Below are 17,381 nucleotides of genomic sequence, written 5' to 3' on the forward strand. Positions count from 1 at the left end.
ATTAGAATTTGCTTTTTTGTATTAGCTTTTTAGTTGACTCATCAAGTTGAAGATACTCTGTAGAATTAAGATTCCTCATAGCTTTTAAAATATTTTTTCCAAGTTTTTTACCAAGTTCAACACCCCATTGATCATAACTGTTAATGTCCCACAGTACGCCTTGAACAAATATTTTATGCTCATATAAAGCTATCAAGGCGCCAAGATTATAGGGGTTTAATTCTTCTAATAGTATCGTAGTACTAGGTCTATTACCAGGTATTACTTTATGATAAGCCAGACTTTTAGACTTATATTCATCAACGCCACTTTCTAAAAGCTCATTATAAACTATATTATATGATTGTCCAAACATTAGTGCCTGAGACTGAGCAAAACAATTCGCCAGTAATGACTCTTGATGGTTATCGTAACTATGATAACTTTTAGCAATTGCTATAAAATCAACCGGAACAAAAACATTACCTTGATGTAAGAGTTGGTGAAAAGCATGCTGCCCATTTGTGCCAACCCCGCCCCACAATATAGATCCTGTTTGATAGTTAACTGTATTACCAGCTAAATCAACAGATTTTCCATTACTTTCCATATCAGCTTGCTGGAGGTAATCAACAAAAAAACTAAGCCTATCATCATAAGGCAATAAAGCTTGAGTTTGACTATTATATACACATGAATAGTAGCTAGCAAGTAATGCCATAATTACAGGAATATTTTTAGCAAAATCTGCTTCTTTAAAATGCTTATCTATAGAGTAAGCACCAGCTAAAAGCTTTTCAAAATTATCATAACCTACTGCAAATGCTATCGGCATACCTATAGATGACCATAAGGAGTAGCGACCACCTACCCAATCCCACATTTTATAGCAATGCTCTAAATCAATACCAAATTCTTTAACCTTATCAAGTTGGCTTGAAATAGCCACAAAGTGATTAGCTACAGACTCCTTTTCTTTATAATGATTTAAAAGCCATTCTCTAGCTGAAATAGAATTTAGTAAGGTCTCTTCTGTTGAAAAAGATTTTGAAGCTATTATAAATAAAGTTGTTTCTGGATGAACACAGTTTAAAGCTTGTAGTAACGAATCTGCATCAACATTAGAAACAAAATGTACCTTTAACCCAGTACAGTGATATGGAACAAGTGCACGAACAACCATCTTAGGACCAAGATCTGAACCACCAATACCTATATTAATAATATCTGTTATTTTTTTACCAGAGTAACCTTTCCACTTACCGGAAGTAACTTTCTCTATAAGTGATTTAACACGTTGCTTCTCTTGATAAATTTCTAAATGTATGTTTTGATCATCAACTATTAATTGCTTATCTGATAAGTCACGTAAAGCAGTATGCAACACTGATCTATTTTCTGTAACATTTATTTTCTCTCCAGCAAACATTTGAGATATTTTTTGCTTAAGATTTGAGCTATTTGCCAGTTTTATAAGCCTATCAAAGATAATTTTGTTTATAAGGTTTTTAGAATAATCAAAGAATATACTTTCATAAGCTAAAGAAAAGTTTTCAACTCTTTTATGATCCTTTTTGAACTCTGATTTTAAGTCAATGTTTTCACTGACAATTTCTTTTAAACTATTACAAAGCATCTATTTTACCCTTGTATTTTTCATGTGATATAAACAATAAAATATCGCCCGTAGAATATGATATCGTTACAGTATCTTCTATAGCATAATTTCTTGTGCCTATCATTCCACCTAATGATAAACTTTCGTCATTAAGAGGATATCTTAAACCATTATAATATATATTATTTGCTAAACAAAAAGGAACTACTGAAAACATCTTACCCAACACCCCACTAATAATAAATTTTTGAGGTATGAAAAAATAACGAGAGTGAATATCAATAAACTCAATTGCGATTTTTTGCTTATAACTTTTAGCAACTGAAATATTACCCAAAAAATGATCCATTTCTCCTTCTGAAGCACCAAAAACGTAAACTTTTTTAAAATGTTTTTTTAACAAAAAATCTAGACATTTCTCAAAATCTGTAGAATATTGATCATTATCTATTAAAAACAAATCATTGTTTACTGTATTATATGAATCAGAATCTCCTATAACTTTTTCTATTCTTTTATTTATACCATGAGAATCTTTAACTTTTAAATATGCTCCATCAGCACAAAATATCGAAAAATTAAGATAATTATCCGCAATATATTTCTGACAAAAAAGTAAATCAATTTTACCATTTAAGAATAAAATAGCTTCAGACATGAGGTAATTTTTTACAGGATTTATGTAATTATACCCTTTTTTAACAAATCAATACACTACTATGATTGGTAATTAGGTGGTTCTTTTGTAATTGTTACATTATGCACATGAGACTCATTAAATCCAGCTCCTGTTATTTGCACAAATGTTGGTTCTGTACGCATAGTAGCTATATCTTTTGAACCAGTATATCCCATACTTGATCTAAGACCACCAATCAGCTGATGAATAACAGCAGCAAGTAAACCTTTATATGGCACACGTCCTTCTACTCCTTCAGGAACAAACTTTTTAACTTCAGTATCTCCTTGAAAATACCTATCAGATGAACCTTTTTCCATAGCTCCAAGAGAACCCATGCCGCGGTAAGATTTATAAGAACGTCCCTGAAACAACTCAACTTCTCCAGGTGATTCTTCTGTTCCTGCAAATAAACCACCTATCATAACCACTGATGCACCTGCAACTATTGCCTTAGCAATATCGCCTGAATATCTAATACCTCCATCCGCTATTACAGGCACTCCAGTACCTTCCAAAGCTTCTGCCACATCAGCAATAGCTGTTATTTGCGGCACACCGACACCTGCTACAATTCTAGTAGTACAAATTGAACCTGGTCCAATACCTACTTTTACAGCATCTGCCCCAGCTTTGATTAAATCTTTAGCTGCTTGGGCTGTGGCGATATTACCACCTATTACTTGGATGTGAGGATATGTATCTTTAACCCATTTAACTGTATCAAGCACACCTTGAGAATGACCATGAGCAGTATCTACAACTATGATATCAACATCTTCTTTAGCTAGTGCTGCTACCCTTTGTTTAGTATCAGCAGCCGTACCAACAGCAGCACCGACTCTAAGGCGCCCTAAAGAGTCTTTACATGCATTTGGTTTATTTTGTGACCTTTCAATGTCTTTGGTAGTTATTAACCCAACCAGCACACCACAATTATTAACTACTAGTAGTTTTTCTATTTTGTGTTCATGTAACTTTTTTTTAATCGCGCCTTGTGATGCATCTTCAGAAACTGTTATAAGCTTATCTTTAGGTGTCATTATAGAACTAACAGGCTCATCAAGATCCTTAGCAAACCTAAAATCACGTTTGGTAACTATACCCACTGTTTGGTTATTTTCATCAACCACCGGAAACCCAGAAAAGTTATACTCTTTTGCTAGTTGCATGATTTGCTTAATTGAATCCTGTGGTTGTATAGTGATCGGATCAATCACCATACCATTTTCAAACCTTTTTACTTTTTTAACTTCTTGTGCTTGTGCTTCAATAGACATATTTTTATGTATTATACCGATACCTCCTTCCTGAGCTATTGCTATAGCCAATCGAGATTCTGTAACAGTATCCATAGCTGCTGACACTAATGGAATGTTTAGTTGAATGTCTCTAGTTATATTTGTTCTTAAATCTACTTGATAAGGAAGTACATTTGAATATCTAGGCGAAAGCAATACATCATCAAAAGTAATTGCTTGTTGAGTAACTCTTAACATTATGATCTCCGTAATTAAAATCTAAAGATTTAAATTTAATTACATTAGTATTTTATCACAAAATAAAAAATATGCTATAGATGTAAGAATTTTATTTAAAGAAACAGAAATTATTTCGCTTGAGATAATAAGTAGTGAGTTAAAAGAGGTATAGGACGCCCACTTGCTTTACAACTTGAAAAATCACCCATTGCTGAACCTGCTATATCAAGGTGCGCCCATTCATAATCTTCTGTAAACTTAGACAAAAACAAAGCTGCCACAATTGATCCTGCTGATCTATCTCTGTTGCAGTTATCCACGTCTGCTACCTTACTTTTAATTTTATCTAAATAAGGCTTATGCAATGGCAATCTCCACACTAAATCATTAGAAGCCTGTGCAGCTTGTTGTAAGCTATTTGCTAGTTTATCACTATTAGCAAACAGCCCAGAAAAAGCATCTCCTAAAGAAATTATCATAGCTCCTGTTAAAGTTGCCATATCTATAACTACTTTTGGTTTATATTTACCAACATAAGTTAATGTATCACATAACACAAGTCTACCTTCAGCATCTGTATTGCTAACCTCTACAGTTATTCCCTTCATACTCTTAAGCACATCTCCCGGACGATAAGACCTAGCATCTATAGCATTCTCTGCTAGAGCCATAACACCTATCACATTAACAGGAAGATTAAGCATTGCTAAAGTTTTCATAGTCCCCATAACAACAGCTGCGCCACCCATATCCATCTTCATAGTATCCATACCGGCAGCGGGCTTTATACACAATCCGCCACTGTCAAATACTAAGCCTTTACCTACTAGAACTATAGGTGCCTGATCATCTGTTGCTCCATTGTATTTCATAGATACAATATAATTTGGCATATCTGAACCTCTACCTACAGCTAAAGCACAACCCATACCCAACTCTTTCATTGCATCTTCATCCAAATACTCCAAATCAAACTTATCATATTTAGAAGTAAGCTCCCTAGCTTCATTAAGCATATAATCAGTATTACAAATATTTGCTGGCAAATTCTGTAAATCCTTAGCATAGTTTTGTCCACAAGCTATAGCAGACCCTATTTTAACTGCTTGATCAAGATCTTGATTACCTGAATAAACTAACTCTACCTGGTTTAAACTATAGCTTTCTTTTACTGTTTTTAACTCATCAAAAACGTAACTTTCTGATATTAAAGCTCTAACAGTTTCTGATGCAAACTGCTTTATATCACAATTTTCAAATACATAATCTACATTAATAGCAACTTCTTCTATATTTATTTTTTTCAAAAAATCACATGCTTTGGCAATAGATTTATCATACTCTGAACTTAAAAAATCCTGCCTTAATCCAATTCCTAAAAGTATTACTGTTTTTTCGCTATGCAACAAAGGAAGTACTTCTCCAAACTTGGCTTTAAAAACTTTTTTTCCTAATAGTTTTTTTGAATTTGGACACTTAGTTTCAGTTACTAATTTCTGTAAGTTTTCTTGAGCAACAATTATCACTTCTGAACTTAAGCTAGTCTTATCAGTTATAGTCAATTTCATACGGTCTTATCTTTACTTTCCTAATTTTCAAATATCATATCAAAAAATACTTATTAACGCACCAGTTTAAAATTAAGCTTTGTATTAAATTGCTGACTTTTATTAATAAAAATTATAGAATAATAAATAGCTTAAAATTACTAGTGATAAGTTTTGATTCTAGAAAAATACTATAATAGAGATATTGTAAACGCTTTTACCTCTATAACTTTATTTATCATATCTATATTATCTGCCAACTTACTTATTAGACTTTTTCAGAAGGCTTATTCTCAAGGTCTAGGTATGGATGCTATTATAAAGTTTGTAATTTTAACATTACCCCAAAACGTAACTTTTGTTATCCCAATAGCTATGTTCTTGGCCATAATTTTATGTTTTGGCAAATATTTTTCAAACAACGAAATGTTTGTAACCTTAGCCGGCGGAGTTACATGGCTAAAAATAGTTTTAAATACTTTAAAACCTGCTACTGTTCTAATAGTAGCTGCTTTTTTTACATCTATGTATCTCATACCTTTAGCCAACCAAACTACCGATGTATTCCAAACCTCACTGTCTGCACGTGCCTTAATATCCTCTATAACAGATGGAAAAGTACTTAATATACCAAACGGTAGAGTTTTATACATTAACACTAAATCTGGAAATAGATTAAATGGTTTATTTTTATACCAACAAGCTCCAAAAGATAAAGATTATAAGGTTATTACAGCGCCACAGGCAACTGTTATATCAGATAAAACAGCAGCTTTTTTAAATTTCACAGATGTAAATATATACTCACGCGAACTAAAATCATTTAAAGCCACTTACGGTACAGCAGATAAAGCAATATATACAATTTATGACAACTCTATTCGTGACTATAACCATTATAGAATGGATAGGTTATATTTTGGGGAGCTGGTGAAAAATGCTTTAAAAGGAGAAAACCGGTCTACTGCTGAACTTTTTTCAAGGCTTAATGACTGTATTAGTATAATAATTGCTAGCTTACTTGCACTTTCGATGTGCAGGCTACAACCACGTCAAAATAGATATGCAAAGCTTCTTCCATCTGTAATAGTTTTAGCTCTATATTTATGTTCAATAATGTTTGTCAACACACTAATGGCAAAAGGTAATATTCCTGCTTGGATCGGGATTTGGCTACCCCACATTTTCTTTGCAATATTTGCTATAAGAACTATCAGAAAACAAAACGGAATATCCAATAAAAGGTAAAGAGATATGTTTTTAAACCGAATTGATCGCTATATCTTTAAAACAGTATTAAACAGTTTTTTGATTGTTACTACTATTTTTTGCATTTTATTCTTTATTTTTACATACTTAGCGCAAGTTAGTAATAGTCATAATAATGCCAGTAACTGGGAACTTACTGTAAACACGTTATACCAATTACCAGGAATCTTATATACCCTACTTCCTGCTTGTGCCATGGTAGGAGCACTTATGGGGCTTAGTCTACTAGCAAATAACTCTGAAATTATTGTGCTTAGATCTTCAGGGCGTTCAACATTCCAAATTGCTAAAGGGGTTATTATCGTTGGTTTAATTGGTGCCGCTGTTGCGATAGTATTTGGCGGATATATAGCTCCTGTGTTACAAAAACTTGCAGATACTAATACTGTACAATACAACAGTAATAACATATGGTTAAAAACTACCGATGGTATCACTCACATAAGACATATAGACCCTGAAAAAAAATCAGCCACAGGAATTAGTAGGTTTATAATAGAAAACAATAAATTAAAAGAAGTCCGATTTGCAACTACCGCAAAGTATTCTACCGACACTGCTGCAAATGCTTATAATATCAACAAAATTGTTTACCCGATTACAGATATACAAAAACAACTTGAAATCGTAAAAAACATAAGTCAAGATAAATGGGCAGATCCTTTACCTTTATCAGTAGCACGTATCATAACAATCAATGACAATGATTATTTAAGCCTAACACAGTTAACAAAATTTATGTTTTCGAATACTCAAGCCAACGATAAAACATTATCTTTAAAGTTCTGGCAAGAAATATTTCAACCAATATCTTTGATGATTTTAATACTACTTTCTGTACCACTTAGTATAGGTTCAAATAGATCATCAACCCTTGTTGTAAAACTTATTCTAGGCGCTCTTTTTGGATTTTCATTTTTCATAATTAACCAAATTTTTGGACCTATAGCACTTATATTACACATGCCTCCTATATTTGGTGCTGCTGGACCAACTCTAATTGCTCTAGCTTTACTAATATACTTATTTATCAAATCAAAAGAAACTTAAAATATGCAAATACATACATACTCTCTAAATAATGGTCTAAACATATATGTACAACCAAATCAGCGAGCACCTGTTGTTTTATCACAAATTTGGTATAAAGTTGGATCAACCTATGAACCTCAAAATCTAACTGGCATTTCGCATATGCTTGAACATATGATGTTTAAAGGCACCGACAAATATTCAAAAAAAGACATGAATAGTCTAGTTGAAAATAATGGCGGTATTCAAAATGCTTTTACTAGCTTTGATTATACTGCTTACTACCAGTTTTGGCATAAGAGAAACTTAGAATTAAGCTTATCTTTAGAGTCTTCTCGTATGAATAATCTTATTTTTGACGAGAGGGAATTTATTCCAGAAAGAAAGGTAGTTTTAGAAGAACGTAGCCTTAGAGTTGATGATAAAGCCTTTAACTACGCTTTTGAACAATTTATGAAACTGGCATACCAGACAAACTCCCGCCACACACCTATAATAGGCTGGCGTGAAGATATTGAAAGTTACTCTTTGGACAAGTTAAAGCGATGGTACAAGCAATACTATGCTCCAAATAACGCTAGTATAGTGATAGTTGGAGATGTTGATAAAGACTCAGCATATCATATGATAAGAGATTATTTTGGTAATATACCTACTTCTTTTATACCAGAAACTAAACAAGAAAGTAGTTTAATTAATTCTGGTTATAAGCAGTTAGAAATTAAAAAGCCACCTAATGATACCTCAGCTATAATAATGGGTTATATTACTCCATCTTTAACTACAAATTACCAAGAGAATGATCCATTTGCTCTAATGATTTTAAATAATATTTTAGGAAGCGCAGATGCTTCTATTCTTCAGCAAAAACTAGTCAGAGATGAAATTTTATGTTGTCATATAGATAGTGAATATTTGCCCTTTATAAAGGGAGAGGACATTTTTATTATTACAGCAATAGCAAATCAAGATCAAAGTCTAGAAAACATTCAAGATAAGATTGAAAACGTTATTAATGGTTTAAAAGCCAATAGTATAACACAAGAGCAACTGCAGCGTGCTAAAGTCACTATCAAAGCGGACAAAATATTTGCTATGGATTCATTAGAAACCCAAGCAAACCTTATTGGTTCATTAGCTAGCATCAATCTAAATGTTGATTACTATAGGTACCTTAACAAACTTTATGATGTAACAATTGAGGATGTAAATAGAGTACTTAACGAATACTTTAACAAACAAAACCTTACATCTGTACATTTACTAAAGGATTAAACAACAAATGATCCAGAAACTTAATATTAACAACACAAATATATACTTTCAAAGAGACACTAATTTACCTATGGTAGATATTCAGCTAAATTTTAGGGCTGGATCTGCATTTGATGACAGACTAAATGGTTTAGCTGACTTGGCAGTAAGTTTATTTGCTACAAAAACAAAGTCTTCTACTGAACAAGAACTTATAAATAAAATTACAGATATAGGTGCATCAATTCATGCTGAAACTAGTAAAGAATTTTTTTGCGTTAAAGTTAGAATTTTAAGTGAGTCACACGTATTAGACCAAACGATGACAATCCTCAGAGAAATCTTTACAGAGCCAGATTTTGATGAAAATATCCTTGAAAGAGAAAAATTACAAACACTTACGCATATTGACTATTTGCATAAGCAATCCACTTACCTAGCATCTTTAGAGTTTTCTAAACAACTTTTTGCTGAAAACCCTTATAGCCATCCTACTATTGGTTATAAAAGTAGCATACAAAAAATAACTATCAAAGATATCACCAACTTCTATAATAAATACATATGTGCTAGTAATGCCAATATTTGTGTAGTCGGAGACATAAGCAAATCTGATACTCAGAAATTAGCTAAAGAGATCATAAACTCTCTGCACAAAGGGCAAGCAAACACGCAAAATTTTATACAATTACCAGCTAAGCCTATAATAGTAGAAAAACAATTTAGTAGTAACCAAACTTCAATTTTAATAGGTCACCAACTTCTAGTAGACATATTAGACCCTTTATACTTCCCACTAAAACTTGGTGATGAAATACTTGGTGGCAGTGGTTTAAATTCTTTATTATTTAACAAAGTGCGGGAAGAGCTTGGATTGGTTTACAATATCAGCAGCAATGCAAATATTAACCCTGACTATGGTAGCTTTGTGATATCAGCTCAAACAAGTAATCCAAATCTAGCTCTAAAAACTATAAAAGAAGTTTATGAAGATTTTGTTTATAAAAAAATAGACGAAGAAAGTGTTGCAAATACAAAAAAACATATAGAAGGTACTCATCTACTAACTTCTGTAAAAAATAGTTCGAAACTTAGTATGTTATCATCTATTGCTAACAAAGAATTACCTTTAGATTTTTTTGATCAGTACGTCGAAAATATAAATTCTGTCACTCCAGCACAAATTAATCAAGCTTTTCAACAAATTCAAAAAAATGCTATTGTAACAGTGATAGTTGGAGATGTCAAATAGTGAAAACTAACACTGTTCGGGTAATAGCTGGCGAATATAAAAATCGAAGACTTAAATTTCCTGATATCAATGGTCTTCGACCTACCTCAGATCAGTTAAAGGAAACTATTTTTAACTGGTTAGCTCCATATATACATGGTAGCATCTGTGTAGATGCTTTCGCTGGAAGTGGTAGTTTAGGAATAGAAAGTTTATCAAGAGGCGCTGTAAAAGCCATATTTTATGAAACCAACTTTAAAGCTATAGATCAATTAAAACAGAATTTGCAAAACCTAGAGATTTCAAATTTTGAATTATATAAAACTGATAGTATAAAGGCTCTTAGTAAACTTAATATACCTAATTCTCAACTAATTATTTTTCTAGATCCGCCTTTTAACAAAGATATTATCCCAAAAACACTAGAAAACCTACTTGAAAATAGCTTTATACCGCAAGGAACTATTATATATATAGAAACTGAAAAGCAAGCTAATTTTAGCCTTGAAGGTTTTGAAGTATTAAAAGGAAAAGATACCCCTAACATCAAAGCTAAGCTAATAATAAAAAAATAATTTCAATTTTTAAAATAATCTCTACAATGTATCCAAACCAACTGCCCAAAATCAAGGAATAATGTGCATAATTATCATATAGGAATAACAACAGGTCCCTTCATTTTTAGTATCATGTTCATACTTGGGATAATAGCTGAAAGCATGACTGGAGTTATATCTTCTTCAAGACGTAACATGGATGCTTTTGGTGTTGTAGCTATTGCTCTAACAACAGCTTTAGGTGGCGGTGTGGTCAGAGACTTACTATTAGGAAACCTACCTGTAACTATCATGCTACATCCTTCCTATATGGTTATATGTTTAGTTTTTTCAATTATAGCTATCTTTACCCAGAAATATATAAATAAGTTTTATAATGTCTTTCTAATTCTTGACTCTATAGGTTTAATAGCTTTTGCATATATTGGTAGCAGTATTGCTTATCAGATTTGCTCTGAAGTTTTTGAAATGAATTTTTTTAGCGTACTAGTGGTTAGTACCGTCATAGCTATAGTTAATGGGGTTGCTGGTGGTATAATGCGGGATATGATCTGTAATGATATTCCTGTAGCTTTTAAATCAGAATTATACGCTTCTGTAGCAGCTATTGTTGGTTTTTTAAATATTGTCTTTATTCACTTTAATATAAATTTATATATCAGTGCTGGGATTATTATTAGTACCGGGTTAACTATCAGAATCATGACAATACTCTACAAATGGAGATTACCTATTATCTAACCCCTAAACTTCTAAAACCCCACTATGAAAACGAAACTCAGTGTCTAGCGATAGTATTAGCTTTTTCTCAACTTCACCTATTCTTTTAATTTCTTTTAGAATATCTCTTGATGAATACTTTTGAGCAAACTCCAAATAAATAGTAAAATGTCGTCTTTCAGATTCCAACAAACCATTATAGAATTTTTGTAGCTCATTATCTAAAAAAGGCGCTATTTTAGCAAATCTCTCACATGAACGAGCCTCAATATATGCTCCTATTATCAGATCATCTATGAAACGACCCTCTTTATCAGTACGTGCTGCTCTTATCAACTGGCTAGCATATCTAGAAGCTGATATTGATTTGAATTTGATATCACGTTTTTTCAAAATTCTCATAACTTGTTCAAAGTGAACAAGCTCTTCCCTTGCAATTTTAGACATTCTGGTAACTAAGTCATGCTTATCCGGGTGTCTACAAATATATGTCATAGCCGAAGAAGCTGCTTTTATCTCGCAATGAGCATGATCTAAAAGCATAAGCTCTATGTTCTTTAGTGCCGTATTAATCCAAGCATTAGGAGTTTCACATAAGAGAAATTTTTCTATAGTGTCATAATTTACATATAGCTGTTTGCTCATCGATTTAAATAAATTATACTAAAAACATACACTATATTATAAAGTATAAATAAACATAAAAAACGCAAAAATATCTTTTACCCACAATAAACTAGATATATACTTTAATTAAAAAATAGTTGTAACAAGGTTGTTTAAAATATATGTCAAATATTAATATACAAAATAAAAGAGTAGAATCTAATGAAGTACTATATCATATAAATTTAAGCGAAAATATTATAAAAAGCGCTGAAGTTGCTATATTACCAGGTGACCCAAACCGGGTAGAAATGCTAGCTAAAATGCTTGATGAAAATGCTTATTTTTTAACATCAAATAGAGAATATACTTCTTGGCTGGCTAAGGTTAATCATAAAAATGTGCTTATAATTTCTACGGGCATGGGTGGCCCGTCTGCTGCCATATGTATAGAAGAATTAGCAATGATAGGTGTCAAGAAATTTATCCGTGTTGGTACTTGTGGTACGATTCAAAAAAATATAGGGATAGGTGATTTAATCTTAACTACAGCATCAGTTAGGTTGGATGGTACATCTTATCACTACGCCCCTGTTGAATACCCTGCTGTTGCTAGCTTCGCTTTAAATCATTCTTTATACTCTTCTGCCAAACACTTAAATAAAGAATTACGTGTAGGTATAACAGGGTCATCGGATACATTTTACCCAGGACAAGAAAGAAAAGATAACTATAGTGGTTATGTTCGTCGAACTTTCCAAAATTCTATAGAAGAGTGGCGCAAATTAAATGTCTTAAACTTAGAGATGGAATCTTCTGCAATATTAACTATATGTGCAACATTTGATTTAGATGCTAGTTGCATATGTACAGTACTAGCAAAAAGAACTGAAGCTGAAACTATAGATAAAAGTAAATATTTACAAGGGATGACTGATATAATGGCTATAATAAAAGAATCTATTAAAAATGACTTTCAATAAGGAAATTAACATAAAATATGGAAAACACAAAACTAGTTGATATAGCGATCCAAGCCTCTGAAAACGCTTACGCTCCTTACTCAAAGTTTAAAGTTGGAGCAGCTGTTTTACTTACAAATGGTAAGGTAATAACAGGTGCTAATATCGAAAATGCTTCTTTTAGTTTAACCAACTGTGCTGAAAGATCAGCTTTATTTTATATATATAGCCAAGGCTACCGTAAAACTGACATTGCAAAAATAGTTGTTATCGCAGATACAGAACATGCAGTTTCTCCATGTGGTGCATGCCGTCAAGTTATGTCAGAGCTACTAGATATGGATTGCCCTATCATATTGGCGAATAAAACTAAAACTGATATTAAAGAAACAAATATCCAAGAACTTCTACCATATATGTTTATCTTATAATAGAAATTATGAATACTCTTTTCTGTTTTACGACACAACTATTCTGTTTAAAAGAAAGCTAATGGTAAAACGTGGGTCTATTTATAGAAAGCGTATTAAAGTGCTTTAACGTCGTATGCTTCTTTACCTTTATTACCATCTTTAACTTGGAAGCTAACTTGTTGACCATCTGTAAGAGTACCATTTCCAATATTTGAAACATGTACAAACACATCTTTACTTAAAGACTTGCAATTGATAAAACCAAAACCTTTTGCGTCATTGAAGAACTTAACCGTTCCTTGTAATTTATTATTCATTATCATTCTCTTCTTGTTCGTTTAATTGATATTTGCAGATATATATTCTTAATTATAAAACTAATATTTTAAGTTTTGTGATTACTCAGAAAAACTAAAAAGAAGAATTTAAATAAATTGAGATAAATCTACAATATGAAGTGTACTATAAAAAAATAAATAAAGATACTAATATAATCCCCATACACTTAAAGACTGTTGATTTAATCATAATTTTATAAGAAAAAGAGCATAATAAGAAAATCAGTTATCAACTATATTACTAAATTTTTAAGCAATTTGAATTTTTATTTTTAAATCTCTAATTTTAGCATTAGCAATAACGATAATTTTTCTCCCAACTCCTAGCAGGCAGGCACTCTTAATGTACTCTACTATCAATGATTAATAAACCTAAATGATACAACAAGTAGATCTCAAAAAATTTTTATTATTTAGCTTCACAATTTTCTATAAAACAGTATGGTAAATGAGTTTGGTGGGTTGTACAGGATTCGAACCTGTGACCAACTGGTTAAAAGCCAGCTGCTCTACCGACTGAGCTAACAACCCAACAATGAGGACTATTATACTTATCAAAATTATTATGTCAACGCTTTATGTATTTTTTTTCTATTTAATTCTAAGATTTCTATTGGATGTTTAATTGTATGTCCCTCTAACCTCTTAACTTGACAACGACAAGAAAAACCAGTTGCCATAGAATTCCTAATTCCCGATTCTTTAATCTTAGTTTTCCAACTTAAGCTATAAATACGCTTAGAAGTTTCTATATTTTTAGCTTCATGGCCAAAGCTACCAGACATGCCGCAACAGCCTGTTTTAACAAGCTTGACATCTATACCAAAATGCTCAAATATTTTTTGCCAATATACAATAGAAATTGCCGATAGTGATTTTTCAGTACAATGAGTAAATAAACTAAATTCTCTAGCAAGCAAGCCTTGCATTTTTGGTAAAGAATCTAGCTTTATTACTAACCACTCTTGTATCATCTTAATTTCAAACTTTATTTCATTTTCAAGTACTTTAAGGTACTCATCTCTGTAAACTAAAGTCATCGCAGGATCGATACCAATCATATCAATACCAATGTTTGCTATCTCATTATACAATTGGGTCGCTTTTAAAGCTTGTTTCTTAAAATACTTTAAAAATCCCTTCACATGAGCTGGCTTTCCATTGATTCTAAATGGTGCTACATAAACATCAAAACCCATCCCTGTAAGAAAATCATAAAGAGCTAAAACCACATGAGTCTCATATAGTGAAGTAAAGATATCTTGAACAATACAGACTGTTTTTGATTTTTGGTCATTTGTAAGTTTGGCTAACTTTTCTAAACTAAACTCTAGTGCGTTTCGCTTTCTAAGCTCTGATTTTAAATTTAAAGAACTTACCAAGGGAGTATCAGCAAATCCAACTATACTACCCAAACTTGCTCTTACAAACTGAATATTGAAAATATCATTAAATATTTTTGGCATATGTAAATTAAAGCTTAGCATAACCTCACTATATTTAACAAAATAGTCTAAAGCTGGTCGACGATATCTTGAGTGATAGTTTGCTAAAAATTGTGACTTCATCGCTGGGATATTTACCTTTATAGGACATCCTGTAACACAAGCCTTACAACCAAGACATTTCTCTAAAGAGTCATAAACTTGATGAGAGAAATCATCAGGAAAATCTTTTGGATTATCTAAACCTATTTTTTCTTCTTTTCCAACAGTGGTATAGCCTTCTGCAGATAGCTGGTTTAACCACTCTCTTAAAATTGCTGTTCTACCTTTAGGTGAATAAAGCCAATTTCTACTAACCTTAGCAGACGGACAAATTACAGTATCTAAGTTGTAATTCAAACATTGGGAATTACCGTTACAATTATAGGCTCCTGAGAATTGCTCCCTCATTTGCTTAGGCACTTGAATGTCTGAATATCCCCTAAATGGTCCATCCACTGTTACTAACTTATCTTTACTACCAGCTGGTACAGTAATTTTACCAGGGTTAAGCTGATTATATGGATCAAATACTTTTTTAATACACCCTAATGTGTGGTACAACTCATCACCAAAATAATCTTTTAAATATTCACTTCTAAAACCATGACCATGCTCGGCACAAAGTATACCGCCATATTTTTGGACTAACTTACTAACCTTTGCGGTTATTTTCGTAAGTTTTTTAGCATCTTCTGGAGAGCTCATATCTAAAGCTGGTCTTACATGTAAGCAACCAACATCAACATGACCAAACATACCATATTTTACATCATAAGAATCTAAAAGTTTCGTTAGTTCTTTAATATAGTCTGCTAATTTTTCTGGTGCTACAGCTGTATCTTCAATAAACGGTATTGGTTTACGATTGCCTTTCATCGCTCCAAGTAGCCCCACACCTTTTTTACGCAATTCCCATAGACTGTCCATCTCATCTATATTTTCCGTAAAATGAAAAACGGCCTTTTCATCTAATAATAACTTTTCTAGCTTTACTGTTTTAGTATCTAAATCATGTCTTGAATCTGCTATAAATTCGACAAAATTTACAGCTGTCAGATTGAATGAGGTCTCTTTCTCCAGCATATGTCTAATCTTATGGTAAACCTCATCCTCTTTAGCAATATCTACTATATTATTATCGACTGTTTCTATAGCTGAAGGTTCATAAGATAATAACTTTCTAGCTGTTCGTAATGCTGAGTCGAAATTATCATAAGATATAGCAAACAAAGCTTTAAATTTAGGTTTTTTAGTGAGCTTAAGAGTTAATTCTGTAACAAATGCTAATGTTCCTTCTGACCCTGATATCAGATAACTAAGATTAACGGTATTATTTTGCTTATCATATGTTTTAGCCAAATTATAGCCTGTCAGAAACCTACTCAACTTTGGTAATTTTTCTTCTATTAGCTCATATTTTTCAATAATATTCTCAACTACACATCTATAAATATTTTTCTCGTCATTGCTTAAGTCTTCTTCTTTTATATCAGATAAAATTATTTTCTTAGTAGTTAAACTTTCACCATTAATTAATGTACATTCTAGCTCTAAAATATGCTGGCTTGTACGCCCATAAATTCTAGAACCTTTACCGCATGCATCTGTATTTACCATACCACCAAGTGTTGCTCTATTACTAGGAGAAAGATTTGGAGCAAAAAAATACTCAGTATCTGCTAGCGTATCATTTAGCTGATCAAGCACCACACCTGGCTGGACTTTAACATAACCTTTTTCTGTATTTATTTCTAAAATATTATTCATATAACGACTAGTATCTATAACAACACCTGCACACAAAGAATGCCCTGCTGTAGCTGTACCTCCGCCACGTGGAGAGAACTTAAGGTCGCGATACTCAAGCCTACTTGCTAAACCAAAAATCTTCATTATATCCTGTTTATTCTTGGGAAAAAGCACTAATTCTGGAACTACAAAATATACACTATTATCCATAGAGGTAGATATCCTAGAAGCATAATCTGAATGTATATCTCCAACAAAATGGAGGTCTTTTAACTCTTGTACAAAAGTTTTGGTAAGAACATTTAATTTATTTGTTTTATCAAGTGTTGGAAGTTTAGGTTGCTTCATATCTAGTAAATTGTAAAAATTTGGAAAAATTATATAAGAAAAACACAGTAGCATAAACATGTTTATTTTTTTAATGTTTTTTATTTCCTTAGACTTAGCCTTTAGAAAATA

Annotated in this window: 15 protein-coding genes and 1 tRNA gene; 8 read left to right on the plus strand and 8 right to left on the minus strand. The window is 32.0% G+C overall.

Going from position 1 to position 17,381, the window contains the following annotated elements; genetic code table 11:
- Window position 1: 1 nt before the first annotated feature.
- The 4 genes from pgi to SD28_RS06195 all read right to left on the minus strand — a co-directional run bounded on the left by pgi (window position 2) and on the right by SD28_RS06195 (window position 5,325).
- On the minus strand, window positions 2–1,615 hold the full coding sequence (gene pgi / locus SD28_RS06180; RefSeq protein ID WP_039125122.1) for a glucose-6-phosphate isomerase: 1,614 nt from the start codon (window positions 1,613–1,615) through the stop codon (window positions 2–4).
- Window positions 1,605–2,255 carry a thiamine diphosphokinase gene (locus tag SD28_RS06185; protein WP_039125124.1) on the minus strand — a complete coding sequence of 217 codons (651 nt, stop codon included), beginning with the start codon at window positions 2,253–2,255 and terminating at the stop codon, window positions 1,605–1,607. Before SD28_RS06185 ends, pgi begins: the two co-directional genes overlap by 11 nt.
- Before the next feature lie 59 nt (window positions 2,256–2,314).
- Window positions 2,315–3,775 carry an IMP dehydrogenase gene (gene guaB, locus SD28_RS06190; RefSeq protein ID WP_039125126.1) on the minus strand — a complete coding sequence of 487 codons (1,461 nt, stop codon included), beginning with the start codon at window positions 3,773–3,775 and terminating at the stop codon, window positions 2,315–2,317.
- Between the two features lie 110 nt (window positions 3,776–3,885).
- Window positions 3,886–5,325, minus strand: a complete 1,440-nt coding sequence (locus SD28_RS06195) for a leucyl aminopeptidase (RefSeq protein WP_039125128.1) — start codon at window positions 5,323–5,325, stop codon at window positions 3,886–3,888.
- A 153-nt stretch (window positions 5,326–5,478) separates the two neighbouring features.
- On the opposite strand from SD28_RS06195, the gene lptF reads away from it, so the two are divergent.
- The 6 genes from lptF to SD28_RS06225 all read left to right on the plus strand — a co-directional run bounded on the left by lptF (window position 5,479) and on the right by SD28_RS06225 (window position 11,388).
- Entirely contained in the window at window positions 5,479–6,552 is a 1,074-nt protein-coding gene (gene lptF, locus SD28_RS06200; RefSeq protein ID WP_039125130.1) for an LPS export ABC transporter permease LptF, read from the plus strand.
- A gap of 6 nt (window positions 6,553–6,558) precedes the next feature.
- Complete coding sequence (gene lptG / locus SD28_RS06205) at window positions 6,559–7,623, plus strand: LPS export ABC transporter permease LptG (RefSeq protein ID WP_039125133.1); 1,065 nt, start codon at window positions 6,559–6,561, stop codon at window positions 7,621–7,623.
- A gap of 3 nt (window positions 7,624–7,626) precedes the next feature.
- On the plus strand, window positions 7,627–8,880 hold the full coding sequence (locus SD28_RS06210; protein ID WP_039125135.1) for a M16 family metallopeptidase: 1,254 nt from the start codon (window positions 7,627–7,629) through the stop codon (window positions 8,878–8,880).
- Between the two features lie 7 nt (window positions 8,881–8,887).
- A complete protein-coding gene (locus tag SD28_RS06215; protein WP_039125137.1) occupies window positions 8,888–10,111 on the plus strand; it encodes a M16 family metallopeptidase in 1,224 nt (407 codons plus the stop codon).
- Window positions 10,111–10,665: a 16S rRNA (guanine(966)-N(2))-methyltransferase RsmD gene (gene rsmD, locus SD28_RS06220; protein ID WP_039125138.1), complete on the plus strand. Its 555-nt coding sequence runs from the start codon at window positions 10,111–10,113 to the stop codon at window positions 10,663–10,665. The genes SD28_RS06215 and rsmD overlap by 1 nt, the downstream gene beginning before the upstream one ends.
- A gap of 114 nt (window positions 10,666–10,779) precedes the next feature.
- Complete coding sequence (locus tag SD28_RS06225) at window positions 10,780–11,388, plus strand: trimeric intracellular cation channel family protein (protein WP_052251886.1); 609 nt, start codon at window positions 10,780–10,782, stop codon at window positions 11,386–11,388.
- A 3-nt stretch (window positions 11,389–11,391) separates the two neighbouring features.
- Here SD28_RS06225 and miaE read toward each other — a convergent pair whose 3' ends face one another.
- Entirely contained in the window at window positions 11,392–12,012 is a 621-nt protein-coding gene (gene miaE, locus SD28_RS06230) for a tRNA-(ms[2]io[6]A)-hydroxylase (RefSeq protein WP_039125140.1), read from the minus strand.
- A 143-nt stretch (window positions 12,013–12,155) separates the two neighbouring features.
- Between miaE and udp the strand changes: the two genes are divergently transcribed.
- Together udp and cdd are read left to right on the plus strand one after the other, a co-directional pair.
- Window positions 12,156–12,956, plus strand: coding sequence for a uridine phosphorylase (gene udp / locus SD28_RS06235; protein ID WP_039125142.1), 801 nt, complete (start codon window positions 12,156–12,158; stop codon window positions 12,954–12,956).
- A 17-nt stretch (window positions 12,957–12,973) separates the two neighbouring features.
- Window positions 12,974–13,366, plus strand: a complete 393-nt coding sequence (cdd, locus tag SD28_RS06240) for a cytidine deaminase (RefSeq protein ID WP_039125144.1) — start codon at window positions 12,974–12,976, stop codon at window positions 13,364–13,366.
- A gap of 95 nt (window positions 13,367–13,461) precedes the next feature.
- Here the strand turns inward: cdd and SD28_RS06245 are convergent, their stop codons facing one another.
- From SD28_RS06245 to SD28_RS06255, 3 genes are all read right to left on the minus strand, one after another.
- A complete protein-coding gene (locus SD28_RS06245; RefSeq protein WP_039125147.1) occupies window positions 13,462–13,665 on the minus strand; it encodes a cold-shock protein in 204 nt (67 codons plus the stop codon).
- 476 nt (window positions 13,666–14,141) lie between these two features.
- A tRNA-Lys gene (locus SD28_RS06250) sits at window positions 14,142–14,217 on the minus strand.
- Between the two features lie 32 nt (window positions 14,218–14,249).
- Window positions 14,250–17,270: an FAD-binding and (Fe-S)-binding domain-containing protein gene (locus tag SD28_RS06255; protein WP_039125849.1), complete on the minus strand. Its 3,021-nt coding sequence runs from the start codon at window positions 17,268–17,270 to the stop codon at window positions 14,250–14,252.
- Between the last annotated feature and the right edge of the window lie 111 nt (window positions 17,271–17,381).

The organism is Allofrancisella guangzhouensis, from assembly GCF_000815225.1.
GTDB classification, from domain to species: Bacteria; Pseudomonadota; Gammaproteobacteria; order Francisellales; family Francisellaceae; genus Francisella; species Francisella guangzhouensis.

Bases quoted from the DNA above. Each gene is read 5' to 3' on its own strand.
- SD28_RS06245 (WP_039125147.1), bottom strand. From the start codon at position 13,665: ATGAATAATAAATTACAAGGAACGGTTAAGTTCTTCAATGACGCAAAA.
- miaE (WP_039125140.1), bottom strand. From the start codon at position 12,012: ATGAGCAAACAGCTATATGTAAATTATGACACTATAGAAAAATTTCTC.
- SD28_RS06185 (WP_039125124.1), bottom strand. From the start codon at position 2,255: ATGTCTGAAGCTATTTTATTCTTAAATGGTAAAATTGATTTACTTTTT.
- SD28_RS06210 (WP_039125135.1), top strand. From the start codon at position 7,627: ATGCAAATACATACATACTCTCTAAATAATGGTCTAAACATATATGTA.
- SD28_RS06255 (WP_039125849.1), bottom strand. From the start codon at position 17,270: ATGAAGCAACCTAAACTTCCAACACTTGATAAAACAAATAAATTAAAT.
- SD28_RS06215 (WP_039125137.1), top strand. From the start codon at position 8,888: ATGATCCAGAAACTTAATATTAACAACACAAATATATACTTTCAAAGA.
- guaB (WP_039125126.1), bottom strand. From the start codon at position 3,775: ATGTTAAGAGTTACTCAACAAGCAATTACTTTTGATGATGTATTGCTT.
- SD28_RS06195 (WP_039125128.1), bottom strand. From the start codon at position 5,325: ATGAAATTGACTATAACTGATAAGACTAGCTTAAGTTCAGAAGTGATA.
- pgi (WP_039125122.1), bottom strand. From the start codon at position 1,615: ATGCTTTGTAATAGTTTAAAAGAAATTGTCAGTGAAAACATTGACTTA.
- cdd (WP_039125144.1), top strand. From the start codon at position 12,974: ATGGAAAACACAAAACTAGTTGATATAGCGATCCAAGCCTCTGAAAAC.
- lptG (WP_039125133.1), top strand. From the start codon at position 6,559: ATGTTTTTAAACCGAATTGATCGCTATATCTTTAAAACAGTATTAAAC.
- SD28_RS06225 (WP_052251886.1), top strand. From the start codon at position 10,780: ATGTTCATACTTGGGATAATAGCTGAAAGCATGACTGGAGTTATATCT.
- udp (WP_039125142.1), top strand. From the start codon at position 12,156: ATGTCAAATATTAATATACAAAATAAAAGAGTAGAATCTAATGAAGTA.